Raw genomic sequence first — 24,955 nt, forward strand, 5'->3', positions numbered from 1 at the left:
TTACGACTGGTCGAAGCCCGCGGACTCAGCGTCTGCGTGCGCGATACCCCCGTGCCCGGACACCGCGATGTTCTCAGGCGAGAGCAGGAAGACCTTGGACGTGACGCGCTCGATGCGCCCGTACAGACCGAGCGAGAGGCCCGAGGCGAAGTCGATCAGACGGCGGGCGTCTGCATCGCTCATCTGCGAGAGGTTGATGATGACAGGCACGCCCTCGCGGAAGCTCTCGGCGATGAGCTGCGCATCGCGGTACTGCTTGGGGTGCACGGTGAGGATCTCGTTCACTGCCCCTCCTGCGGGCTGACGCACCGCGACAGGACGACGCAGCGGGGTGACCGGAGCCGGAGTCGGCTCTTCCCGGTCGCGGTCACGGTCGCGGTGGACGCGGGCGGGAGCCTGCGCCTCCTCCTCGTAGACCTCTTCCTCGTCGGCGAGGCCGAGATACACCATGGTCTTCTTCAGCGGGTTACCCATCGTGTCCTCCGGTTCGAACGTCTCGGGCGGGTCTGATTAGAGGTTAACCCCGCTCGGGGCGGGGTCCTGTGATTGCGGAGCCGATCCGCAGGTGTGTCGCACCCGCGGCGATGGCCTCTACGAAGTCGCCGGTCATCCCGGCGGAGATCCAGTCGGCCGCGGGCTCGAGCTCGCGGAGGCCGTCTGAGACCGCTCGCAGTCGCGCGAACGCAGAGGCGGGCTCCTCATCGAGAGGTGCGACGGCCATCACGCCGCGCAGGGCGAGCGACGGCAGGGTGAGGATGTGCTCCGCGAGAGCGCGGGCGTCGCCGGGCGCGACACCTCCGCGCCCCTGATCCTGGGTCAGATTGACCTGTACGAGGACGTCGAGGACGTCGTCGCCGTCTGCGGCGCGATGCAGCGCGTCTGCCAGACGATCACGATCGACGGAGTGCACGGCGTTCGCGCTGCGACGGATCGCGGCGGCCTTGTTCGTCTGCGCCTGTCCGATGAAGTGCCAGCGGAGATCGAGGTCTGCGAGCTCCTCCGCCTTGGCGCTGAGCTCTTGCTGCCGGTTCTCGCCCACCTCCCGCACACCCGACGCGTACAGATCGCGCACGAGGGAGGCGGGATGGAACTTCGTCACCACGATCCGGGTGATCTCCGCCGGATCGCGGCCGGCCAGGCGCGCGGCGTCGGCGATGCGTTGATCGATCGTCGACAGCCGCGCGGCCAGCTCGGTCACTTCAGGAATTCGGGGATGTCGATGTCGTCGTCGGCGAACGCCGGCTCGATGCTGGTCGTGGTGACGCGCTGCTGCTGCGGCTCCGCCTCGACCCGCTCGGGCTTCTGCGTGCTCTCATCGGCGCTGGGAAGCTCGACCTCGGGCAGGGTGGTCGCTGCCGCGGGGCGCGAGACGACCATCGGGTCGAGACGCAGAGCAGGCTCTCCGCCGTCGAAGCCGGCCGCGATCACGGTCACCCGCACCTCATCGCCGAGCGTGTCGTCGATGACGGTTCCGAAGATGATGTTGGCCTCGGGGTGGGCGGCCTCCTTCACCAGGTCCGCTGCGTCATGGATCTCGAAGATGCCGAGGTTGGAACCACCCTGGATGGACAGCAGGACGCCGTGGGCACCCTCGATGCTCGCCTCGAGCAGCGGCGACTCGACCGCGAGTTCGGCGGCCTTGATCGCACGGTCGGCCCCGCGGGCCGAGCCGATGCCCATGAGTGCCGAGCCTGCACCCTGCATCACCGACTTGACGTCGGCGAAGTCGAGGTTGATGAGACCCGGGGTCGTGATGAGGTCGGTGATGCCCTGCACACCGGCGAGGAGCACCTGATCGGCGGTCGCGAAGGCCTCGATCATCGAGATGCCCCGGTCGCTGATCTCCAGCAGACGGTCGTTGGGCACGACGATGAGAGTGTCGACCTCTTCCTTCAGCTTCGAGACGCCGGCCTCGGCCTGGCTCTGGCGTCGCCGCCCCTCGAAGGAGAACGGCTTGGTGACCACACCGATCGTGAGGGCGCCGATCGACTTGGCGATGCGCGCGACGACGGGCGCTCCGCCCGTTCCCGTGCCGCCGCCCTCTCCGGCCGTGACGAAGACCATGTCGGCGCCGGTCAGCGCCTGCTCGATCTCCTCGGCGTGGTCCTCCGCAGCGCGACGACCCACCTCGGGGTCGGCTCCGGCGCCGAGGCCGCGCGTGAGCTCGCGGCCCACGTCGAGCTTGACGTCGGCGTCGCTCATGAGGAGCGCCTGTGCGTCGGTGTTCACTGCGATGAACTCGACTCCGCGGAGACCGAGGTCGATCATGCGGTTGACGGCGTTGACGCCGCCACCGCCGACGCCGACGACCTTGATCACGGCGAGGTAGTTCTGGTTCTGGCTCATGGCCGGCCTCCGAATAATCGAGCCTGTTGTCTGGAAGGGAATCCGTGAGGGTGAACCTTAAACCTCAACTAGAGGTGTAAAGTATTTCCCGGTATTGGTTTCTCTTGTTCGAAGGTAAGCGCCGCGCATCCGCGCGCACGCGAAGACACGGGCGTGTCGCCCGTTTGGCGACGAAACCTATCCGACGACCGCGACCTCGGGCGAGGTGACGTCGATCGTCGACGCGTCCGGGCGCGCGATCAGGGTCTTGGCGAGGGTCGCGCTCTTGAGCGGCGAGTCGTCCGCACTCCCCCAGACCACGGTCAACCCCGTGCTGAGCGTGAGCGTCACGTCGTCAGCCGTCGTCGCCGACACTCCGGTGAGAGCAGCGCGCACGTCGGCGGGGAGCGAGCGCACCACCAGCCCAGCGCTCTCGAAGGCGGTCGAGTCCGTGCCGCCGTCGATGTCGAGCAGCGGCTGGCCTGCAGGCTGATCGCTCGTCGTCGCGAGAGCGACGCCCGCGGCATCGACCAGGGTGTATCCGGCATCCGACCTGATCACGCCGACCGGCGTGCGCTCGACGATCCGTACCGTGAGGTCATGCGGGGGCTTGGCCTCGAGGGCGTAGGTCTCGATCAGCGGGAAGGCCAGCAGAGCGGCCTTGACCTCGCTCGAGTCGACCAGCGCGAGCGGGGTGCCCACCTGATCTGCGAGCGCTGCCTCCACCGCGGCGCCGTCGAGCGTCGTCGCTCCGACGACGGTGATGCGCTCGACGGCGAACAGCGGACTGTACGCCGCGGCGACGCTTCCGCCGACGACGAGGATGACCGCGCCGAGGGCGCTGAGCCACACGATGCGGCGGCGGCGCGAGCGCTGCGTGAACCGTCGGATCTCCGCTCGCAGCGCTCTTCTTCTGGCGCGGGCCGCACGCCAGACGTCCCTGGTGGAGGTGGGCTGCTCGCCAGAATCCGCCGCCGGCTCATACGCACTGGCGACCGCGGCATCGGAATCCTCGCGAGGGCCCCGCCGCGGTGCCGTCCGGGCGGCGGACTCCGTGTCGCTCTCCGCGAGACCCGCGGGCGGGGTGGGAGGCGGAGGCGGGCGACGCATCGCGGTTACGCTCCGGTGGTCCGCAGCGACTCGAGCACCTGCGGGATGAGCTGGTATACGTTGCCGCAGCCGAGAGTGATCACGAAGTCGCCGTCACGGGCCACCGACGCGGTGTAGTCCGCAGCCTGCTGCCAGTCGGCCACGTAGTGCACGTGCGCGGGGTCCTCGAACGCATCGCTCACCAGCTCTCCGGTGACACCGGGCACCGGGTCCTCACGGGCGCCGTACACGTCGAGCATCACCGTGTGGTCGGCGTAGGTCTCGAGCACGTCCGCGAACTCCTGGAACATGTGCTGCGTCCGGGAGTACGTGTGCGGCTGCTGGATCGCGATGATCCGACCCGTGCCGGCGATGGAGCGCATCGCCTCGAGGGCCGCGCGCACCTCGGTGGGGTGGTGGGAGTAGTCGTCGTAGACCGTCACCCCCCGCTCGATGCCGTGCTGCTCGAGACGACGGACGGTGCCGGCGAAGCCTTCGACCGCCCTCACCGATTCCTCGAGACCGAACCCGAGCGCCCGCAGCACGGCGACCGCACCCGTGGCGTTGACGGCGTTATGCACCCCCGGGACCGCGAGCTGCAGGTGGGCGCTCTCGTCTCCGTGCGTGATCGTCGCGGAGACCGGCCCCGCGGCGACGATGCCGGTCACGCGCACGTCGGCATCCTCCGCTTGTCCGAAGGTGATGACGTTCGCATGCGAGAGACCCGCGCTGACGCGCAGCGCCCCGCTGTCGTCGCTCGAGATGACCACGGCCTCCGTGGCCGCGTCCGCGAACCGCACGAAGGCGTCGTGGAAGGCCTCGTCCGATCCGTAGTGGTCGAGGTGGTCGGGGTCGACGTTGGTGATGAGCGCGACCGCCGTGTCGTACAGCAGGAAGGTGCCGTCCGACTCGTCGGCCTCGATGACGAAGAGGTCGCTGGCACCGGAGGCGCTGGATACGCCGAGCTGCTCGATGACGCCTCCGTTGACGAAGTTCGGGTCGGCGCCCAGAGCCTGCAGCGCCGTCACGATCATGCCCGTCGACGTGGTCTTGCCGTGCGCACCCGCGACCGAGACCAGGCGCCGGGAGCCGATCAGCCAGTGCAGGGCCTGCGAGCGGTGGATCACGTGCAGACCCCGCTCCTTGGCGAGGACGAACTCGGGATTCTCGGGCCAGATCGCGCCGGTGTGCACCACCGTGTCCGCGTCCCCGAGGTGGGCCGCGTCGTGCCCGACGTGCACCGTCGCGCCGGCGGCAGCGAGGGCACGAAGGTTGTCGCTGTCGGCGCGGTCGCTGCCGGACACGCGGATGCCGGCGTCGAGAAACATCTTCGCGAGGCCGCTCATACCGGATCCGCCGATTCCGATGAAGTGCGCGGAAGAGATCGTCTCGGGGATCGGGAGGGAGAGGTCAGGTCTGATCATGTCTCGTCCAGTCTAGTTTTCGGTGGGGCGCATCCGGTCCCACGTCGCATCCGCGTCCAGGTGCGTCAGGAGCCGGTGACCGCCCGGTCGATGAGCGCGATGACGTTCTCGGTACCGGTGCGGGTCCCCACTCGCTCCGCAGCGGCGGCCATCGCGTCCAGGCGAGGCCGGTCGTTCAGAAGAGGCACGACGATGCGCCGCACGGCGTCACCGTCGAAGGTGGCGTCGTCGAGGAGCTGCGCGGCTCCGGCGGCGACCGCCGACGCGGCGTTGAGCCGCTGCTCGCCGTTACCGACCGAGTACGGCACATACAGCGCCGGGATCCCGAGTGCACTGACCTCGCTCACCGTCGCAGCTCCGGACCGGCAGACGACGACATCGGCGACGGCGAACGCGAGGTCCATCCTGTCGACGTAGCGACGGAGTGCATAGCCCTCGACCTGGGGATCTTCGAGCTCGCTCCGCTCCCCCGTCACGTGCAGCAGCTGCCACCCGGCATCGAGGACATCGCTCCAGGAGTCCGAGAACGCCTCGTTCAGGCGCTGCGCGCCGAGCGACCCGCCGAACACGAGCAGGACGGGGCGCGCCGGGTCGAGGCCGAAGTGCGCAGCGGCCTCCGCGCGCGTCGCGGCGCGATCGAGCCCGATCACCTCGGAGCGGAGCGGCATCCCCACGACCTCGGCTCTCCGCAGCGGCGTGCCGTCGAAGGCGACGCCGACGGATGCGGCCCGCCGCGCGCCGAGCACGTTGGCGAGGCCCGGCCTGGCGTTCGCCTCGTGCACGATGAAAGGGACGCCCTCGCGACGCGCCGCCATGTAGGCGGGCGCGGAGGCGTAGCCGCCGAATCCGACGACCACGTCGACGGCGTGCTCGCGGATGTGCGTGCGGACCTGGGCGACCGCCCGGCGCAGACGCTGCGGGAAGCCGAGTGCCTGACGATTCGGGCGCCGCGGGAAGGGCACCTTGTCGACGAGGAGGAGCTCATAGCCCCGGGCGGGCACGAGGCGCGACTCCAGCCCCTCGGCGGTGCCGAGGACGAGAACGGATGCCTCGTCGTCGCGGGCTCGGAGGGCGTCGGCCACGGCGAGCAGGGGGTTCACATGACCGGCGGTTCCCCCGCCGGCGAGAAGGTACGTGGTCACCGTGTGACCCTACCCCGGCCTGCCGAGGACGGACGCCCAGCCGAGGACGCGCGAACCGCCGCGCGCTCCTCGGCGACCGGCAGCGTCCGAGCGAACGACAGCAGCACGCCGCAGGCGATCAGCACCGCGAGGAGCGCGGTCCCGCCCTGAGACATGAACGGGAGCGGAACGCCCATCACGGGGAACACGCCGATGACGACGCCGATGTTGAACACGGCCTGGCCCGTGATCCAGACCGTCAGGCCTCCGGCCGCGACGCGGATGAACGGGTCGTCCGTCTTGCGGATGACGTGGAACGCGCCGACGGTGAAGAGGGTGAACAGGGCGAGGACGACGATGCATCCGATCAGTCCGAGCTCTTCGCCCACGATCGCGAAGATGAAGTCGTTGCCGGCAGCGGGGAGCCAGCCGTACTTCTCCTGGGAGTTGCCGAGCCCCACACCGAAGATGCCGCCGGACGCCATTCCCCAGATCCCGTGGATGGACTGGTAGCAGTCGCCCGTGTACGCGGTCATGTCGTCGCAGGTCGCGGTGATGCGGCGCATCCGGTCGGCGCTCGAGAGCGCGTACGCGAGCACGGCCGCGACCCCGAGGATCACGGGGATGATGAACAGCCGCAGCTTGACACCTGAGAAGAAGAGGCAGCCCAGCAGGATGAGGACGAGGACCATCGACGTGCCGAGGTCGTTTCCTGCGATGACGGTGCCGATGGCGAGGAGCGCCACGGGGATCACCGGGATGAAGACGTGGTGCCAGGTGCCGAGCATCGCCTGCTTGCGGAGCAGGACGAAGGCGATCCAGATCGCGAGGGCGATCTTCACGAACTCGGACGGCTGCAGGGTGAAACTGCCGATCCCGATCCAGTTTCGGTTTCCGCCGTCCTCGATTCCGAGAGGCGTGAAGACGACCATCTGCAGCGCGACGGCTGCGAACAGCGCAGGCCAGGCCATCTTCTTGAGGAATGCGATCGGAAGCCGGGAGATGAGGAACATCAGCGGTACGCCGAGGATGGCGAAGACGCCTTGTCTGAGGGCTCCGTCCATCGGGTTCTCGCCCTTGGCCACGGCCGCCGCGCTCGTCGCCGAGAGCACCATCACGAGGCCGAAGATGGTCAGCAGCAGGGCTGCCGAGGCGATCATCAGGAACTCGGTGGAGACCGGGGTGAAACGTCGGCCGAGGGACACCCGGGCGGCGAGGCCGCCCGATGCCGTGCGTCCCGGCTCAGAGCGAGGGGGGCGTGCGACCTGCGTCATCGGTGCTCCCCCGGTCTATCCAGTCCCGCACCGCCTCGGCGAAGCGGTGGCCCCGATCCGCATAGCTGGAGAACTGGTCGAAGGATGCCGCAGCGGGGGCCAGCAGAACTGTGCCCTCTCCGTCGACGATCCCGGCCGCGATCTCCACGACGCGGTTCATGACGAGTCCAGTCTCGCCAGCATCCACCTCGAACACCGGCACCGCCGGCGCGTGTCGCCGGAATGCCGCGACGACGGATGCGCGCTCGACGCCGATCACGACGGCCGCTCGGGCGGTGACGCCTGCGGTGGCGACCAGATCGGCGATGTCGACGCCCTTGAGATCCCCGCCGACGATCCACACCGCCCCGGGGTAGGCCCGCAGCGAGGACGCCGCCGCGTGGGGGTTCGTCGCCTTCGAGTCGTCGATCCAGGTGACACCCGCATGGCGGGCGACGACCTCGATGCGGTGGGCATCGAGCCGGAACTCCTGCAGAGCCTCGTGGATGCGCTCCGGCTCCACGCCCAGCGACCTCGCGAGGGCGCTCGCCGCGAGGACGTTCTGGACCATGTGCGGTGCCGCGAGTCCGGCGTTCTCCAGGTCGGCGACCGTCGTGAGCTCGAGAGCACTGCGCGCGCGGTCGTCGAGGAACGCCCGGTCGACCACGAGCCCGTCGACGATGCCGAGATCACTCGGCCCGGGCGTGCCGAGGTCGAACCCGATCGCTCTGGCGCCCTCGACCACCTCGGCGTCCTCGACCATCTCCCTGGTCGCCTCATCGGACTTGTTGTACACGCACGCGACGCGCGTGTTGCGATAGACGACCGCCTTCGCGTCGCGATAGGCCTGCGCGCTGCCGTGCCAGACGAGATGGTCGTCTGCGAGGTTGAGGCAGACGGACGAGTACGGATACAGCTCGCCCTCCGGGCGCGACTGGCCGAGATACCAGAGCTGGTGGCTCGAGAGCTCGACGACGAGCACGTCGAACCCGGCCGGGTCACGCACCGCGTCGAGGACGGGCACGCCGATGTTCCCGCAGGGCGCAGCCCTGAGACCGCCCGCGACGAGCAGAGACGCCGTCATCCGGGTGGTGGTGGTCTTTCCGTTGGTGCCGGTGATCAGCACCCAGTCGGCCGCAGAGCCGTCGGGCCTCGTGACCTTGTCACGCACCCGCCAGGCGAGCTCGACGTCACCCCAGATCGCGATCCCGGACTCCTGCGCCCAGCGGATCAGCGGATGAGACGGGGAGAAACCGGGAGAGGCCACGACGACCTCGGGGGCGAACGCGGTCAGAGCCGCCGGCACCTCGCCGAGCGGACCGAGCTCCAGCCGAGCGCCGATGACCGGCAGCAGCTTCGCGTACTCCTCTTCGGCCGATTCGCTCAGCACGAGGACCTCCGCCCCGAGCTCGGCGAGCGTGTCCGCCACCGAGAATCCGGTCATGGACAGGCCGAGAACCGCGACCCGGAGCCCTGCCCAGTCGGCGTTCCAGCTGGTGAGGGTGGCCAGTCTCGACTCAGTCGACACGGGTCAGCCACTCGACGTAGAAGAGTCCGACCGCCGACACGGCGAGCAGACCGGCGATGATCCACATCCGCACCACGATCGTCACCTCGGACCAGCCGCGCATCTCGAGATGATGGTGGAACGGACTCATCAGGAAGAGCCGCTTGCCACGGGTCACCTTGAAGTAAGCGCGCTGGAGGATGACGGAGCCGGAGGCGAGCACGAAGACGCCGGCGATGATGAACAGCATCAGCTCGGTGCGGGTGAGGATCGCCATGGCGGTGATGACCCCGCCGATCGCCATCGAGCCGACGTCGCCCATGAAGACCTTGGCCTTCGGCGCATTCCACCACAGGAACCCGATGAGGCTCGCGGCGAACGACGCGGCGATGATCGCCAGACTGAACGGATCGCGCACCTCGTAGCATCCGCCGATGGCCGCCTTCTCGACGCCCTCTCCGACGCAGGACTGCTTGAACTGCCAGAAGGCGATGAGGCTGTATGCGCCGACGACGATGACGCCTGCACCGGCCGCGAGGCCGTCGAGGCCGTCCGTGAGGTTGACGCTGTTCGAGGTCGCGACGCCGATGACCGAGATCCACAGCAGGTACAGCGCCCAGCCGACGATCGCCGTGAAGGCGAACAGGTTCAGCCACGGGATGTCGCGGAAGAGCGAGATCGAGCCGGATGCCGGCGTCTGGTCGAACTGGTTCGGGAAGTTCAGCGCGATGATGCCGAAGGGGATCATGACGAGCAGCTGGCCGATGATCTTGCGCCAGCCCGACAGGCCCAGGCTGCGCTGGCTCCGCACCTTCATGTAGTCGTCGATGAAGCCGACGATGCCGAAGCCGACCATGAGCCAGATCACGAGCAGCGCGGAGAGCGCAGGGGTTCCGCCGCCGACGTAGACGCCGGTGAAGTAGCCGACCATGGTGCCGACGATGAAGATCACGCCGCCCATCGTGGGGGTGCCGCGCTTCGCCTCGTGGTTGGGGTTCTCGATCGCCTCGGGGGTGCGGATGACCTGCCCCCAACCCCACTTCCGGAAGAGCCGGAGGAAGACGGGAGTCAGGAACAGAGTGAAGGCGAGCGAGATCGCGGCCGCCATGATGAGAGACCTCACGAGAACAATTCTCCCAGACGATCGCCGAGATGCCGGAGGCCCACGGAATTGGACGACTTCACGAGCACGCGGTCGCCGTCGCGCAGCTCGGTGCGCAGGTACTCGAGCGCGGCATCCTGGTCGACGAAGAAGATGGCCTCGCTGTCCCACGATCCTTCGCCGATCGCGGAGATGTAGAGCCGGCGCGCCTCCTGGCCGACGACCACGATGCGCTGGATGTTCAGGCGCACGGCGAGCAGGCCGATGCGGTCGTGCTCGTCGCCGGCGGTCTCCCCCAGCTCGCTCATGGCGCCGAGGACCGCGACGGTGCGCTCGCCCGGACCGGTGATCTGCGCGAGGGTGCGCAACGCGGCGGCCATCGAGTCGGGGCTGGCGTTGTAGGCGTCGTTGATGATGCGCACGCGGTCGCTGCCCATCGGCTGCATACGCCACCGCTCCGCGATCTCGACCGTCTCGAGCCGGGCGATCGCGTCGGCGGTGGAGACTCCCAGCACGCCGGCCGCGGCGATCGCCGCGAGGGCGTTGTTCACGTGATGCGCCCCGAGCACGCGCAGCGCGAGTGGGAGGCGTTCCGCTGCCACGACGATGTCGACGGACGTTCCCGACGCGGACACCTCGATGCCCTCGGCGCGGACGTCCGCATGGGGACTCTGCCCGAATCCGACAACGCGCATGCCGCGCGAGCGAGCGAGGTCGCCCATCGCCGCGACGCGAGGGTCATCGATGTTGAGGACGGCGGTGCCGGTGGGCACGGCCGCGGAGACGAGTTCCGACTTGGCCTTGGCCGTCGCCTCGATCCCGCCGAAGCCTCCTGCGTGGGCCATGCCGACCATCAGCACGACGGCGACGTCGGGCTCGACGAGGCCTGCCAGACGCGCGATGCTGCCGGGTGCGTCCGCTCCGAACTCGCTGACGAGGTATCGGGTGTCGTACGTGACGCGCAGCATGGTCACGGGCGCACCGACCTCGTTGTTGTACGACTTGATCGGAGCCACGGTCTCGCCCTCGTCGGAGAGGATGCGCGCGAGGAAGTTCTTGGTCGTCGTCTTGCCGTTCGACCCGGTGATGCCGACGATCTTGAGGTCGCCTGCCGCGCGGACCCGTGCCACGACCTCACGGGCGAGATCCGCGAGGGCGACCACCACGTCCGAGACGACGATCTGGGTGATGGCGTCCTCGACGGGGTGCTCGACGATCGCCAGTGCTGCGCCGGCCTCGAGCGCGGCGCCGACGAAACGGTGCCCGTCGGTCTCGGCCCCGGGCTTCGCGACGAAGATCGACCCCGGTGCCATGGAGCGCGAGTCGGTGTCGACGACGCCGTCGACGACGGTGTCCGCGGTGGCGGTTCCGGCGAGCCTCAGCTCACCCCCGAGGACGGCGGCGATCTCAGCAAGCGACAGGGCGATCATGACGTCTCCAGGCGCGACGGGGCGCCGACTATTCGAACTTGGGAAGCAGTGCGTCCATCGGGGTGGAGGACGGCATCACGCGATAGGTCTTCATGGTCTGGGTCATCGCCTTCTGGAAGGCCGATGCGGTAGCAGCAGACGATGTAACTCTAGTCGGCTCGTCGAGAGTGACCACGACGACGTACTGCGGATCGTCGACGGGAGCGAAGCCCACCATGCTGGTGTAGTAGACGCCCTGCTTGTATCCGCCGTTGCCGTCGGGGATCTGCGCGGTACCGGTCTTGCTGGTCACGCGGTAGCCGGGAACCTGGATGCGCTCCGCGTTGCCGCCCTGGACCGCGACGTTCTCGAGCATCCGGGTGATGTCGGCCGCCGTCTGCGGCTTGATGATCTGCTCGTGCGCGGGCGCGTCGGGTGTGACGACGGTGCCGTCCGCCGCGGTGCAGGACTCGATGAGCGACAGCCCGATCTTCTCGCCGCCGTTCGCGATGGCCTGGTACGCGCCGGCCAGCTGAGGGGCGGTGACGGTGAAGTACTGGCCGAACGTCGTCGTGTACAGGGACTGGTTGTCCCAGTCCTTCGTCGGATGCAGCAGGCCGCTCGTCTCGGAGGGGAACCCGACCGTGGGAACCCCGACGCCGAAGCGCTCCAGGTAGTCGTGGCGGACATCGGTGCTCACCATGGTCCCGAACTTCGACAGGGCGACGTTCGACGAGTCGATGAGCGCGCCGGCGAGCGTGTAGGTGAAGGCGGGGTGCACGAACGCGTCGTTGATCACCGCACCGTTGTCGAACTTCTCGTGCGACGAGGCGACGACGGTCGGGCTGGTCATCGTGACGCCGGCGTTCTCCATCACCGCCGCCGCCGTGACGGCCTTGAACGTGGAGCCGGGCTCGAAGGGGTACGAGAAGAGCTTGCTGACCCAGGTCCCGGGCCCCGAGGCGTCCAGGTCGTTGGGGTCCATGGTCGGCCACTCGGCCGCTGCCCGGATCTTGCCCGTCCCGACCTCGACGACCGTGACGGTGCCGCCCTTGGCTCCCTGCAGCTGCGCCTCCTCGGCGATCATCTGCTGCATGTACCACTGGAGGTCGCTGTTCACGGTCAGCTGCACGGTGCCGCCGTCGACGGCGTCCGTCCGCGTCTCGCTGCCGGGGATGATCACGCCGTCCTTGCCGGTCCGGTAGCTCTCCTCGCCGTCCGTGGGCGCGAGGCAGCGATCGTCCATCTTCTCGACGCCGGCCTGCGCGGCTCCGGTGCCGTCGAGGTATCCGATGAGGTTGCCGGCCACGGCGCCGTTCGGGTAGACGCGGGTCTCGCGAGCCTCGAAGTGGAGGTAGGAGAGCCCCTGAGCCTTGAGCTCTTTGAGCGCGATGTGCTGTTCGGCGGTCAGGCCGCGCTTCACCTCGAACCAGCGCGAGTCGGGGTCTGCGGCGTTCTGCGCCTCGACCGAGCTCCGGAGCGTCTCGGCATCGATGCCGGTGATCTCGGCGATCCGAGCGGATGCCTCCGCCCACCGGATCTTCGGCGGGTTCTCCTCGTCGTCCTCCAGCAGGAACACGACCTGAGGATCCACGTTGTAGTCGTAGACGGTCACGCTCTCCGCGAGGACCGCCCCCTCGGCGTCCGTGATCGACCCGCGGTCGCCGAGGATGGGCGTGCCCTTCGAGATGAACTCGAGCGACTGGCCGACGTGCTCGTCCGCCTTCACGACCTGGATGTCGATGAGCCGTACGACGAACGCCGCGAGGATAGCGAGGATGACCGCCAGGGCGACGACCGTGCGTCGCCGGGGGCTCCGGGTGGCTCTCGTCGTCATGGACTGTCTCCGTCAAATCGTGGTGGTCGGTGGGTCTCAGCGGGTGGTCGGACTCGGCAGGCCGTCGGTGATCGCCGGCGGCAGCTCGGCGGTGGGCGGGGTCACGGCATCCGTCGTCGCCTGCTCGTCCGCCACTCCGTTCGCGATGGCGTTCTGCAGCAGCGCGTTGCTCACCGCACCCGCGCCGTTCGGGTCGATCGTCGACGTGCCGTCCGCGCCTTCTCCCTGGCCGAACACCGCACCGTCGCTCAGCCGGAGATACGCCGGGGAGCCGGCGACGACCATGCCCAGTGCTGCGGCGCCTGTGGCGAGCGACTGCGGCGAACTCAGACCGGTGAGATCCTCCTGCAGCGCGTCCGTGCGCAGATCGAGTTCGTGCTGCTGCGCGCTGAGGCCCGCCAGGACGAAGGAATCCTGCGTGATGGCCAGGGAGAGCCCGATCTGCGCCGCACCGATGGCCATGGCACCGCCGAGCGCGACCAGGGCGTACGCGAGCTTGGGCTTGCGTCGGGCCGGCGTGGTCGTGACCGGCTGGAGGCGTCGACGCGGCTCGCCCGCGGGGGTGCTGGGCAGGCGCTGCGGCGTACGGGCGGTGGCGTTCAGGCTCATGCGTTCTCTCGGACCTTCTCAGCCGCCCGCAGCCGCACGGGGATCGCCCGGGGGTTGCGCGCGCGCTCGGCGTCATCGGCCAGTTCCGCACCGCGGGTGATGATCTTGAAACGAGGCGCGTGCTCGGGGAGCTCCACCGGCAGTCCCTTCGGAGCCGTCGACGCTGCGCCCGCGGCGAAAGCCTGCTTGACGAGACGGTCCTCGAGCGACTGGTACGACATCACGACGATGCGGCCTCCGACCGAGAGTGCATCCATCGCGGCCGGGATCGCGTCGGCCAGGACGTTGAGCTCGGCGTTGACCTCGATCCGGAGCGCCTGGAACACGCGCTTGGCCGGGTGCCCCGCCCGCTGCGCCGCCGCGGGCGTCGCAGCGATCAGGATGTCGACGAGCTCGCCCGATCGCGTGATCGGCTTCTTCTGTCGCGCGTCGATGATGAAACGCGCATAGCGGCCGGCGAGCTTCTCCTCGCCGTAGCGCTCGAAGATGCGGCGGAGGTTTCCCTCGTTGTATGTGGCGACGACCTCGGCGGCGGTGATGCCGCGCGTCTGGTCCATCCGCATGTCGAGCGGAGCGTCCTTCGAGTACGCGAATCCGCGTTCAGCCTCGTCGAGCTGCAGCGAGGAGACGCCGAGGTCGAACAGGATGCCGGCGGCACCCTGCGCGTGCAGGCCGATCTCGTCGTAGACGGTGTGGACCAGGGTGACCCGGTCGGAGAAGCGCGCGAGCCGCTCCCCCGCGATGCGCAGGGCGTCGGTGTCACGGTCGAGGCCGACCAGTCGGATGTGGGGGAAGCGCTCGAGGAGGGCCTCGGAGTGGCCGCCCATGCCGAGAGTGGCGTCGACGAGGACGGCTCCGTCGGCCTGGAGGGCCGGAGCCAGCAGCTCGACGCATCGATCGAGCAGGACGGGGGTGTGGATGTCGCGGAGGTTCATGATCTCTCTCGGGTGACCTCTGTATGTCGGTGACCAGGGCCCTGATCCCCCTCCGCTTCACGACCCGGCACCGGGGAAGTGTGTCGGGGCGGGAGCGGCGGGGCATCACAGCCGTGGTCAGAACAGTCCCGGGATCACCTCCTGCTCGAGATCGGCGTAGGTCTCCTCGCCGGCGGCGAGGTAGGCGTTCCAGCTCTCGGCATCCCAGATCTCGGCGTGGGCGCCGACTCCGGTGACGATGAGCTCCTTCTGCAGCCCCGCGTACTGGCGGAGGTGCGCGGGGATGGTGATGCGGTTCTGGCTGTCGGGCATCTCCGCACTGGCACCGGAGAGGAAGAGACGCATGAAGTCACGCGCCTGCTTGTTGGCGAGCGGCGCCTGTCGGATCCGCTCGTGCATCGCCTCGAACTCGGCCGTGCTGAAGACATAGAGGCAGCGCTCCTGGCCCCTGGTGACGACGATGCCGCCACCGAGGTCTTCGCGGAACTTCGCGGGAAGGATGACCCGTCCCTTGTCGTCCAGCTTCGGAGAATGCGTTCCCAGCAACATCAGCCATCACCCCCTCTGCGTCCGGCCAACTCGAGGTGCACACCACTTTACTCCACTTTCCTCCACAAACCTACGGTCAATTGGCGCGCTGGCGCCCTTCACCCTCGGCGCAGGTGCGCGATTCCGCGGAACGGCGCGGTGGAGGGCAGTGGAGGGAGAGTGGAGGACCCGAAAGGGCGGGGTCCGCCGGGCGCATGCGCGGGGAGACAACGACGAAGGCCCGGATGCTCAGAGCATCCGGGCCTTCGAGGAGGAAGTGCGGTCAGCGACCGTCGTGACGGCGATCCCATCGATCGTTCATGCGATCCATGAAGGACGCCGAACTCTGCTGCTTGGGAGCCCGCTCGCGGGGAACTGCGGAGAGAGGCTTTCGCACGGGGGTCACGGCGAGCATGACGCCTCCGAGCATCGCGGCGAAGCCGATGACACCGACGACCACTCCCCAGACGTCTCCGAGGACCACACCGACGATGAGCCCACCCACCCCGACGAGGAGCAGGAGCGCTCCGTACACCAGGTTGCGGTAACTGAGTGCTCGGTCGCCAGACGGCGCACTCACGACATCGGCGTCATTGTGCAGGAGATGGCGTTCCATCTCGTCGAGCAGACGCTGCTCCTGTTCGGAGAGTGGCATTTCGTCCCCCTCGGGTATTCGTCCATCCATTCTACGCGCGGTATGCGGCATCGGGCTAGCTGTTCGAGGCCCCATTGCCTTTACGTATGCTGGGAGTCGTGCCGTCCCCCACACTCGTCCCTGACGCCGTCGCCGCCCGTCTGGAGCTCTTCATCGAACGGATGCGGGTCGAGTCGGCCGAGTACGGACCGGATGCCGCCGCGCTCCTCGAGACCGCCGCCGAGACCCTCGTCGGCGGCAAGCGCCTCCGCGCGCGCTTCTGCCACGCGGGTTGGCAGGCGGTCGCCCGGTACCGAGACCGCGACGCCGCGGAGTCCGTGATCCTCTGGGACGTCTGCGCCGCCCTCGAGATCTTCCAGTCGGCCGCGCTCGTGCACGACGACCTCATCGACAACTCCGACACCCGTCGCGGCCGCCCCGCCGCGCACCGCGCTCTCGAGGGCGCGCATCGCGAATCGCGGTGGTCCGGCGACGCGGCGGCCTTCGGCCGCTCTGCGGCGATCCTCCTCGGCGACCTGCTCGTCGCGTGGAGCGACGATCTCGTCGAGGATGCGATCGCACCGCTCCCCCACGCGGCCGCCGTGCGTCGGGAGTATGCCCGCATGCGGCGCGACGTCACCGTGGGACAGTTCCTCGACATCGCCGAGGAGTCGGCCTGGAGCGTGAACGCCACGGACTCGCACGTCGAGCGCGCGCTGCGCGTCGTCTCCCTCAAGTCCGCGCGCTACAGCATCGAGCAGCCCCTGGTGCTGGGGGCGGCGATCGCCGACGCCGACCCGGAGCAGCAGCAGGCGCTGCGCCGGTTCGGGCACCCGGTCGGCATGGCCTTCCAGTTGCGCGACGACGTGCTGGGAGTCTTCGGCGACTCCGCGGTCACGGGAAAGCCCGCTGGCGACGATCTCCGCGAGGGCAAGCGCACGGTGCTCGTGGCGCTCACCAGGCAGACGCTCGAGACCTCGGCGCGGAACCTCTTCGACGAACTCCTCGGAGATCCCGACCTCGACGCGGATCAGGTCGGCTTCCTCCAGGCGACGATCGCGGGCTCCGGAGCTCTCGAGCGTGTCGAGGCGATGATCGACGACTTCGCCAAGGATGCGGACCGCGCACTCTCCGGAGCACGTCTCGACAACGCCGCCGTCGGCGGTCTGCGCGATCTCGCGCGAGCGGCGACGAAGCGCTCCGCCTGACGGTCGCGCGTCAGGCGCGCGGCGTCACACGTCGAGCGCCGTGTCAGGCGAGGGTGCGCGCGAGTCGCCTGACCGCGCTCTTGTGCCCGGCGAGAAGAGCATCGATCGGCGAACGCCCGAGCGTCTCATCGAAGCCGAGCAGCCAGTCGACCACTTCGTCGTCGCTGAAGCCGGCGTCCTGGAGCACGATCACCGTGCCGCGCAGCGACGAGAGCGGGCTCCCGTCGACGATGAAGATCGAGGGCACCGCGAACACCCCGGAGCGGCGCGAGCCGATGAGGTAGTGCTCGTCGATGAGGCGTCGCACGCGACCCAGCGGTACGTCGAGCGCCTCGACGAGGTCGGGCATGGTCAGCCACTCGGTGGGGGTCACGGACGGGTTGTTCTCAGACGGCGCAGACACACAGCAACTATCTCACCTCCGGTCTCGCCCCGCATTTCCGTCACTCGCGTTCCTTGCGTCACTCCTGTCACTTGCGTTGACTTCCGTATACATCCGTGTCAGCGTGGACGAACGCCGAGACATGGGAGACACCGTGAGCACGCACACCGCCGCGCGTCGGACGCGCTATCTGCAGTTCGGGGTTCCCGCTGCCGTCCTGGGCACACTGTCGAGCGCCGTGGCCGGGGTCCCCGCCGCCGCCGCCGCCACCACCGCCGTGCCGATCGAGCGTCCGCAGTCGAGTCCGCTGCGAGTGCTCCCCGCCGAGGCCGCACCCGCGAGCTACACGGTGCAGCCCGGCGACACCGTGTCATCGATCGCGACCCGCTTCAGTCTGCGCACGGTCGACGTCCTCTCGTGGAACGCGCTGACCTGGCGGTCGGTGATCTACCCGGGCCAGACGCTCGCGCTCACGGGCGCCGCCGCATCCGCCGCCCCTGCGGCTCCTGCACCGCCCGCGCCCGCCGCTGCAGCGATGCACGTCGTGGTCGCCGGAGACACCGTCTTCGGGATCGCGCAGAAGCACGGCACCACCGTCGACGCCGTCCTGGCGGCGAACGGTCTGACCAGAGCCTCGGTGATCTTCCCGGGTCAGGCACTCGCCGTCTCGGGCTCTCCGGCAGCCGCTCCGGCGCCGACCGCTGCGCCGGCACCCGCGCCCGCTCCGGCACCGGCACCGGCACCCGCCGGTGCGCGCACGCACGCCGTCGTCGCGGGAGACACCCTGTTCGGCATCGCGAAGAAGTACGGCACGTCGACCGCGGCGCTGCTCGCGCTCAACGGCCTCGGCTCCGATGCGATCATCTACCCCGGCCAGAGCATCGCGGTTGCCGCCGCACCCGCGCCCGCCGCGCCGGCCGCCACCACGGCGCCCGCGCAGTCGTCGGCGGCACTGGACGCGGAGCAGGCCGCCAACGCAGCACTCATCGTGCGCGTCGGCCGCCAGCTCGGCGTCTCGGATCGAGCGATCGCGATCGCACTGGCGACCGCGATGGTCGAGTCGAGCCTCCGGAATCTCCCGTGGGGCGACCGCGACTCGCTCGGTCTCTTCCAGCAGCGCCCCAGCACGGGGTGGGGCACGCCCGAGCAGGCTCTCGACGCCGACCGCAGCACCCGGGTGTTCTTCGGAGGCGCCGGCGACCCCAACGGCCAGGCCACGCGCGGACTTCTCGACATCCCGGGGTGGGAGACGATGCGATTCACGGATGCCGCTCAGGCCGTGCAGATCTCCGCCTACCCCGAGCGGTACGGCCAGTGGGAGGCACAGGCATACCAGTGGCTCGCGCAGCACGGGTGAGCATCTTCCCCGGAAACGGTCAGCACCCGAGGGCGAGCCGCTCCCGGAGCTTTCAGGCAGTCCTCAATAGAATCTTGACGTGACGACCAACCAGCAGGCCGATCCCCTCATCGGGCGGCTTGTCGACGGTCGGTACCGTGTGCGGGCCCGGATCGCGCGGGGAGGCATGGCCACGGTCTACGTCGCCACCGACCTGCGGCTCGAGCGTCGCATCGCCCTCAAGGTGATGCACGCACACCTCAGCGACGACTCGGCCTTCCAGAGCCGGTTCATCCAGGAGGCCCGCGCCGCAGCGCGCCTGGCCGATCCCCACGTGGTCAACGTGTTCGACCAGGGGCAGGACGGCGAGCTCGCCTACCTGGTCATGGAATACCTGCCGGGCATCACGCTGCGTGAACTGCTGCGAGAACAGAAGCGGCTCACCGTGCCGCAGACGATCACGATCATGGATGCCGTGCTGGCGGGCCTCTCCGCCGCGCACCGCGCCGGCATCGTGCACCGCGATGTGAAGCCGGAGAACGTGCTGCTGGCCGAGGACGGCCGGATCAAGATCGGCGACTTCGGTCTCGCGAGGGCCACCACCGCCAACACCGCCACGGGGCAGCAGCTCCTGGGGACGATCGCGTACCTCGCCCCGGAGCTGGTGACGCGAGGCACGGCCGACGCACGCAGCGACATCTATGCGCTCGGCATCATGCTCTACGAGATGCTCGTCGGCGAGCAGCCGTACAAGGGCGAACAGCCGATGCAGATCGCCTTCCAGCACGCCACGGAGTCGGTCCCCCGACCGAGCGTGCGCAACCCGGGCGTGCCCGAGCAGCTCGACGAGCTCGTGCTGTGGGCCACGGAGAAGTCTCCCGACGACCGCCCCGACGATGCACAGCAGATGCTCGAGCGTCTGCGCGAGATCGAGCGGAACCTGGGCATCGCCCCGGCGGTCGCGGCCGCGACGACGCCGCAGCGCGCCCAGGCCGACTCCGCAGATCTCACCAAGGTCATGCCGAGCACGATGGTCATCGCGGACCCGACGGCACCCGCACCCGAGACCGTGGACAACGCCACACTCCTCCGCCGCCGTGCGTCCAAGCGCCGTGCGCGTGGCGCCTTCCTGCTCACCCTCGTACTCCTCCTGGCCACGCTCGCGGGTGGGGTCGGCTGGTGGTTCGGTTCGGGTCCGGGATCTCTGGTCGCCGTGCCCGCCGTCGCGGGACTGACGTACGAAGAAGCCGCGAACGCTCTCAGCGCCGAAGGATTCGTCCCCGTGCGCGGCGAGGAGAACTCGATCGACGTCGCGCGGGATCAGACGATCCGTACCGATCCAGACGAGGGAGCCCGTCTCGACAAGGGCGCCGAGGTCACGGTGATCGTGTCGGCCGGCCCTGCGTCGCACACCGTCGAGGCGTTGAACGGCAAGACGGAGCAGGAGGCGAGGGAATTCCTCGCCGACCTCCAGGTCAACGTGACCGAGCAGCCGCTCATCCTCTTCTCGGATGCCGACGCGGGCCGGGTGATCAATGCGTTCGTGACGCCGAGGGACGGAGCCGAGGTCTACGGCTGCGGCGACGGATGCGACCTGTTCGAAGACGACACGGTCGAGCTCTACGTGTCGGCGGGAGCCTTCCCCGACGTCTCGGGCATGTCGGTGGACGAGGCGACGAACACGCTCGCCGAGAAGCAGCTCCAGGTCTCGGGCGAGATCGACTACCGGTTCAGCGAGTCCGTGGACAAGGACCGGGTCATCGGCGTCGCGGACCGCGCCGAGGAGGGCAACTGGCGCCCCGGAGACTCCGTCCAGCTCATCGTGTCGAAGGGCCCGGAGCTCTTCCCCGTCCCCGACGTGACCGACAGGACGCTCGTCGAGGCCAAGGGCATCCTGGAGGACGCCGGGTTCACCGCGAGCTATGCGGCCTGGGGCGATCTTCCTGGATTCGCCGAGCTGGCCCGCGTCACCGGACAGGATCCCGGCGCCGACAAGCAGCTCCCCCGCGGCGGCAACGTGAAGCTGTCGATCCAGCTGACCGGCTGATCGCCGCTTCTCTCAGCCGCGGCACATCGTCACAGCAGAACCGCCCTCCCGGATTCCGGGAGGGCGGTTCTGCTGTCTCGGCGAGACGTCAGCGCTTCTCGAGCTCCTCTGCGACGAGGAAGGCCAGCTCGAGGCTCTGCATGTGGTTGAGGCGGGGGTCGCACAGGCTCTCGTAGCGCGTCGCGAGCGCCGCCTCGTCGATCTGCTCGGATCCTCCGAGGCACTCGGTGACGTCGTCGCCGGTGAGCTCGACGTGGATGCCGCCGGGGAAGGTCCCCACGGCGCGGTGGGCCTCGAAGAAGCCGCGCACCTCGTCGACCACGTCGTCGAAGCGTCGCGTCTTGTATCCGGTCGGCGTCGTGATGCCGTTCCCGTGCATGGGGTCCGTGACCCACAGCGGCTGGGCGCCCGAGTCGCGGACCGCCTCGAGCAGGGGCGGCAGCGCATCGCGGATCTTGCCCGCGCCCATGCGCGTGATGAACGTCAGGCGACCGGGCTCGCGGTCCGGGTCGAGCTTGTCGATGAGCGCGAGAGCCGTCTCCGGCGTCGTGGTCGGACCCAGCTTCACGCCGATGGGGTTCCGGATCTTCGAGAAGTAGTCGACGTGCGCGCCGTCGAGCTCGCGCGTGCGCTCTCCGATCCACAGGAAGTGCGCCGAGGTGTTGAACGGCGTGTCCGTGCGGGAGTCGATGCGCGTCATCGGGCGCTCGTAGTCCATGAGCAGACCCTCGTGGCCGGTGAAGAACTCGACCCGCTTGAGCTCGTCGAAGTCCGCTCCTGCGGCCTCCATGAACTTGATCGCACGGTCGATCTCCGCGGCCATCCGCTCGTACCGCTGGTTCGCGGGGTTCTGCGCGAAGCCCTTGTTCCACGAGTGGACCTCGCGGAGATCGGCGAACCCGCCCTGGGTGAAGGCGCGGATGAGGTTCAGGGTCGAGGCCGCCGTGTGGTAGCCCTGAAGCAGACGCCCCGGGTCGGCGCGACGGGAGCCCTCGGTGAAGTCGTAGCCGTTGACGATGTCGCCGCGGTAGGCCGGCAGCGTGACGTCGCCGCGCGTCTCGTTGTCGCTCGAGCGCGGCTTCGCGAACTGGCCCGCCATGCGGCCCATCTTCACGATCGGCATCGAGGCGCCATAGGTCAGCACGACCGCCATCTGCAGGACGGTCTTGATCCGGTTGCGGATCTGGTCGGCGGTGGCGCCGGCGAACGTCTCGGCGCAGTCGCCACCCTGCAGCAGGAAGGCCTGCCCGGATGCTGCGCGCGCGAGCCGTTCTCGGAGGTTGTCGACCTCGCCGGCGAACACCAGGGGCGGGAGCGTTGCGATCTGAGCCGAGACCTCTGCGACGCGCTCGGCGTCGGGCCACTGCGGCTGCTGCTTGATCGGGAGCGAGCGCCACGCGTCAAGCGCGTCGATGTGGTGCTGGAGCATGGGTCCAGCCTACTGCTCGCGCAGAGGGCCCAGATGCCTCAGGAGCGCTGTGTGACGCGGGCGGGAAGCCGGTCCTTGACCGTCGACGCGTAGACGTCGTCGTACTCCTGCGCACCGAGCCGCTGCAGCGCCACCATGATCTCGTCCGTGACGGAGCGGAGGATGTAGCGGTCGTTCTCCATGCCCGCGTAGCGGGAGAAGTCGAGTGGCTCGCCGATCACGATCCCGACGCGGACGACCCGGGGCAGCCGCTGTCCGATCGGCATCGCGGTGTCGGTGTCCACCATGATCACGGGGATGACGGGGACCTTCGCCTCGAGCGCCATCCGCGCGAGGCCGGTGCGGCCGCGGTAGAGCTTGCCGTCGGGGCTGCGCGTGCCCTCGGGGTAGATGCCGAGGAGGTCTCCGCGCCCCAGCACCTGGAGCCCGGTGTTGAGAGATGCCTCGGAGGCCTTGCCTCCCGAGCGGTCGATCGGGATCTGCCCGGTGGCCTTCATGAAGAACTTCGTGGCCGCGCCCTTGAGGCCTCGACCGGTGAAGTAGTCGCTCTTCGCAAGGAAGGACATGGAGCGGTCGATCATCAGCGGGAGGAAGATGGAGTCGGCGAAGGACAGGTGGTTGCTGGCGAGGATCGCGGCGCCGCTCGCGGGTATGTTCGCTCGCCCCACGACCCAGGGTCGGAAGACTCCCTTGACCAGGGGCCCGATCGCGACGTACTTCATCAGCCAGTAGAACATCGAGGTGAAGTCTAGCGCCGAGTCCGGCATTCGCCAGAGGCATCCCGCGCAGTGGTCAGGAAGGCGACTCAGTGTCACCGATCATGCGACCGGGTCTCATGCTCTAGACTCATGTGCAACCAGTGCCCGACCGGTACCGAAGGAGCTGCCGTGGTCCAGTTTGAAGTCCCCGCCGTCGTCCCCGCCGACCCCGAGGGGAACGTGGCCGACCTGCTGGCGAAGCGCGTCGAGGCCACCCCGGATCGCGCACTGTTCTCCGTGCCCGACGGAGACGGCTGGCGCGACATCTCCGCCGCCGACTTCGAGGCCGCGGTCATCGCGCTCGCCAAGGGCTTCGTCGCCGCGGGCATCCAGCCCGGCGAGAAGGTGGGCTTCCTCGCCCGCACCACCTACGAGTGGACGCTCGTCGACTTCGCACTCTTCTACGCGGGCGCCGTCATGGTCCCGATCTACGAGACGAGCTCGCCGTCGCAGATCCAGTGGATCCTCGAGGACTCGGGCGCCATCGCCCTCATCGTCGAGTCTCCCGAGCACTACGCCAAGGTGGACGAGGTGCGCGGAGACCTGCCGCTCCTCCGCGAGGTCTGGCAGCTCCACCTCGACGCCATCGGCACGCTCACGGCTCAGGGCTCGTCGGTGACGGATGCCGAGATCGCGCGTCTCCGCAGCATCGCGGTGGGCTCCGACATCGCGACACTCATCTACACGTCCGGCTCGACCGGGCGACCCAAGGGCTGCGTGCTCACGCACAGCAACTTCGTCGAGCTGTCACGCAACTCCGCCAAGGCCCTCGACGCGGTCGTGCAGACGCCGGGCTCCTCGACGCTGCTGTTCATCACCACCGCGCACGTCTTCGCGCGCTTCATCTCGATCCTCAACATCCACGCCGGCGTGCGCACCGGCCACCAGCCCGACACGCGCCAGCTCCTGCCGGCACTGGGATCCTTCAAGCCGACCTTCCTGCTCGCGGTGCCGCGTGTCTTCGAGAAGGTCTACAACTCGGCGGAGCAGAAGGCCGAGGCCGGTGGCAAGGGCAAGATCTTCCGTGCGGCGGCGGACGTCGCGATCGAGCACTCGAAGCTGCTGGAGGAGGGCAAGAGCATCCCCTTCGGCATGAAGCTCAAGTTCGCACTGTTCAACAAGCTCGTCTACGGCAAGCTGCGTGATGCGATGGGCGGGCGCGTGGTCTACGCGGTGTCCGGATCCGCTCCGCTCGGCGCGCGCCTCGGCCACTTCTTCCACAGCCTCGGCGTCGTCATCCTCGAGGGCTACGGCCTCACGGAGACCACGGCTCCCGCCACGGTCAACCTCGCCGACAAGTCGAAGATCGGCACCGTCGGACCCGCGCTCCCCGGCGTGGGCGTGCGCCTCGCCGACGACGGCGAGATCGAGGTCCGCGGCATCAACGTCTTCAAGGAGTACTGGAACAACCCCGAGGCCACGGCCGAGGCGTTCAGCGACGGAGGATGGTTCCACACCGGGGACATCGGAAGCTTCGACTCCGAGGGATTCCTCACGATCACGGGACGCAAGAAGGAGATCATCGTCACGGCGGGCGGCAAGAACGTCGCGCCCGCTGCCCTCGAGGACCCGATCCGGGCGAACCCGATCATCGGTCAGGTGGTGGTCGTGGGCGATCAGCGCCCCTTCATCTCGGCACTCATCACTCTCGACCCGGAAATGCTCCCGACCTGGCTCGCCAACAACGGTCTCGACAAGGAGATGTCCCTGACCGCGGCGTCGAAGAACGAGGCCGTCCGCGCAGAGATCCAGAGGGCGGTGGATGCCGCGAACACCCACGTCTCCCGCGCCGAGTCGATCCGCAAGTTCACCATCCTCGACAGCGAGTGGACCGAGGCGTCTGGCCACCTCACCCCGAAGCTGTCCATCAAGCGGAACGTCATCATGAGCGACTTCGCCGACGAGATCACGGCGATCTACGACGAGCCCGTCTCCACGACCAACGTCGCCATCGGCGGCTGAGACGCCGCCGGACACGGAGAAAGGCCCCGCTTCGGCGGGGCCTTTCTCCGTTCATGGGTG

Annotated in this window: 22 protein-coding genes; 4 read left to right on the top strand and 18 right to left on the bottom strand. The window is 68.9% G+C overall.

What is annotated here, in order from left to right:
• From BN2660_RS15975 to BN2660_RS16045, 15 genes are all read right to left on the bottom strand, one after another.
• On the bottom strand, window positions 1–474 hold the full coding sequence (locus BN2660_RS15975) for a cell division protein SepF (protein ID WP_091234607.1): 474 nt from the start codon (window positions 472–474) through the stop codon (window positions 1–3).
• 43 nt (window positions 475–517) lie between these two features.
• Entirely contained in the window at window positions 518–1,198 is a 681-nt protein-coding gene (locus tag BN2660_RS15980) for a YggS family pyridoxal phosphate-dependent enzyme (protein WP_091234610.1), read from the bottom strand.
• Entirely contained in the window at window positions 1,195–2,346 is a 1,152-nt protein-coding gene (ftsZ, locus tag BN2660_RS15985) for a cell division protein FtsZ (protein WP_091234613.1), read from the bottom strand. Before ftsZ ends, BN2660_RS15980 begins: the two co-directional genes overlap by 4 nt.
• A 177-nt stretch (window positions 2,347–2,523) precedes the next feature.
• Window positions 2,524–3,435, bottom strand: a complete 912-nt coding sequence (locus tag BN2660_RS15990; protein ID WP_091234615.1) for a cell division protein FtsQ/DivIB — start codon at window positions 3,433–3,435, stop codon at window positions 2,524–2,526.
• 5 nt (window positions 3,436–3,440) lie between these two features.
• Window positions 3,441–4,838, bottom strand: coding sequence for a UDP-N-acetylmuramate--L-alanine ligase (gene murC, locus BN2660_RS15995; protein WP_091234618.1), 1,398 nt, complete (start codon window positions 4,836–4,838; stop codon window positions 3,441–3,443).
• Window positions 4,839–4,903: 65 nt separating this feature from the next.
• Window positions 4,904–5,980, bottom strand: a complete 1,077-nt coding sequence (locus BN2660_RS16000) for a UDP-N-acetylglucosamine--N-acetylmuramyl-(pentapeptide) pyrophosphoryl-undecaprenol N-acetylglucosamine transferase (RefSeq protein WP_091234620.1) — start codon at window positions 5,978–5,980, stop codon at window positions 4,904–4,906.
• Entirely contained in the window at window positions 5,977–7,233 is a 1,257-nt protein-coding gene (gene ftsW, locus BN2660_RS16005) for a putative lipid II flippase FtsW (protein WP_091234623.1), read from the bottom strand. Before ftsW ends, BN2660_RS16000 begins: the two co-directional genes overlap by 4 nt.
• The gene (gene murD / locus BN2660_RS16010; RefSeq protein WP_091234626.1) at window positions 7,202–8,740 is read right to left on the bottom strand and encodes a UDP-N-acetylmuramoyl-L-alanine--D-glutamate ligase; all 1,539 of its coding nucleotides are present in this window, start codon (window positions 8,738–8,740) and stop codon (window positions 7,202–7,204) included. The genes ftsW and murD overlap by 32 nt, the downstream gene beginning before the upstream one ends.
• The gene (gene mraY / locus BN2660_RS16015; RefSeq protein ID WP_091234629.1) at window positions 8,730–9,842 is read right to left on the bottom strand and encodes a phospho-N-acetylmuramoyl-pentapeptide-transferase; all 1,113 of its coding nucleotides are present in this window, start codon (window positions 9,840–9,842) and stop codon (window positions 8,730–8,732) included. Before mraY ends, murD begins: the two co-directional genes overlap by 11 nt.
• Window positions 9,839–11,251, bottom strand: coding sequence for a UDP-N-acetylmuramoyl-tripeptide--D-alanyl-D-alanine ligase (murF, locus tag BN2660_RS16020; RefSeq protein WP_091234633.1), 1,413 nt, complete (start codon window positions 11,249–11,251; stop codon window positions 9,839–9,841). Before murF ends, mraY begins: the two co-directional genes overlap by 4 nt.
• Before the next feature lie 28 nt (window positions 11,252–11,279).
• Window positions 11,280–13,067 (bottom strand): peptidoglycan D,D-transpeptidase FtsI family protein, encoded by a 1,788-nt coding sequence (locus BN2660_RS16025; protein WP_091234637.1) that lies wholly within the window; start codon window positions 13,065–13,067, stop codon window positions 11,280–11,282.
• A 36-nt stretch (window positions 13,068–13,103) separates the two neighbouring features.
• Window positions 13,104–13,676 (bottom strand): cell division protein FtsL, encoded by a 573-nt coding sequence (locus BN2660_RS16030; RefSeq protein WP_091234640.1) that lies wholly within the window; start codon window positions 13,674–13,676, stop codon window positions 13,104–13,106.
• Entirely contained in the window at window positions 13,673–14,611 is a 939-nt protein-coding gene (gene rsmH / locus BN2660_RS16035) for a 16S rRNA (cytosine(1402)-N(4))-methyltransferase RsmH (protein ID WP_091234644.1), read from the bottom strand. Before rsmH ends, BN2660_RS16030 begins: the two co-directional genes overlap by 4 nt.
• Before the next feature lie 117 nt (window positions 14,612–14,728).
• Window positions 14,729–15,160, bottom strand: a complete 432-nt coding sequence (gene mraZ / locus BN2660_RS16040; RefSeq protein ID WP_091234647.1) for a division/cell wall cluster transcriptional repressor MraZ — start codon at window positions 15,158–15,160, stop codon at window positions 14,729–14,731.
• 262 nt (window positions 15,161–15,422) lie between these two features.
• Window positions 15,423–15,794 carry a DUF3040 domain-containing protein gene (locus tag BN2660_RS16045; RefSeq protein WP_091234650.1) on the bottom strand — a complete coding sequence of 124 codons (372 nt, stop codon included), beginning with the start codon at window positions 15,792–15,794 and terminating at the stop codon, window positions 15,423–15,425.
• A 98-nt stretch (window positions 15,795–15,892) separates the two neighbouring features.
• Between BN2660_RS16045 and BN2660_RS16050 the strand changes: the two genes are divergently transcribed.
• A complete protein-coding gene (locus BN2660_RS16050) occupies window positions 15,893–16,981 on the top strand; it encodes a polyprenyl synthetase family protein (RefSeq protein WP_369690560.1) in 1,089 nt (362 codons plus the stop codon).
• A gap of 43 nt (window positions 16,982–17,024) precedes the next feature.
• Here BN2660_RS16050 and BN2660_RS16055 read toward each other — a convergent pair whose 3' ends face one another.
• Complete coding sequence (locus BN2660_RS16055) at window positions 17,025–17,330, bottom strand: Rv2175c family DNA-binding protein (protein ID WP_091234900.1); 306 nt, start codon at window positions 17,328–17,330, stop codon at window positions 17,025–17,027.
• Between the two features lie 187 nt (window positions 17,331–17,517).
• Here BN2660_RS16055 and BN2660_RS16060 point away from each other — a divergent pair, with 187 nt between their 5' ends.
• Both BN2660_RS16060 and pknB read left to right on the top strand, forming a co-directional pair.
• Entirely contained in the window at window positions 17,518–18,720 is a 1,203-nt protein-coding gene (locus tag BN2660_RS16060; RefSeq protein ID WP_091234903.1) for a LysM peptidoglycan-binding domain-containing protein, read from the top strand.
• Between the two features lie 79 nt (window positions 18,721–18,799).
• A complete protein-coding gene (gene pknB, locus BN2660_RS16065; RefSeq protein ID WP_091234657.1) occupies window positions 18,800–20,746 on the top strand; it encodes a Stk1 family PASTA domain-containing Ser/Thr kinase in 1,947 nt (648 codons plus the stop codon).
• Window positions 20,747–20,834: 88 nt separating this feature from the next.
• On the opposite strand, the gene BN2660_RS16070 is transcribed toward pknB, so the two are convergent.
• Together BN2660_RS16070 and BN2660_RS16075 are read right to left on the bottom strand one after the other, a co-directional pair.
• The gene (locus tag BN2660_RS16070; protein ID WP_091234659.1) at window positions 20,835–22,175 is read right to left on the bottom strand and encodes a class II 3-deoxy-7-phosphoheptulonate synthase; all 1,341 of its coding nucleotides are present in this window, start codon (window positions 22,173–22,175) and stop codon (window positions 20,835–20,837) included.
• Between the two features lie 38 nt (window positions 22,176–22,213).
• Complete coding sequence (locus BN2660_RS16075; protein ID WP_091234906.1) at window positions 22,214–22,912, bottom strand: lysophospholipid acyltransferase family protein; 699 nt, start codon at window positions 22,910–22,912, stop codon at window positions 22,214–22,216.
• Between the two features lie 150 nt (window positions 22,913–23,062).
• On the opposite strand from BN2660_RS16075, the gene BN2660_RS16080 reads away from it, so the two are divergent.
• Window positions 23,063–24,895, top strand: coding sequence for an AMP-dependent synthetase/ligase (locus BN2660_RS16080; RefSeq protein ID WP_176697232.1), 1,833 nt, complete (start codon window positions 23,063–23,065; stop codon window positions 24,893–24,895).
• Window positions 24,896–24,955: the final 60 nt, after the last annotated feature.

This window comes from Microbacterium sp. 3J1 (genome assembly GCF_001049495.1).
Classification (GTDB): domain Bacteria; phylum Actinomycetota; class Actinomycetes; order Actinomycetales; family Microbacteriaceae; genus Microbacterium.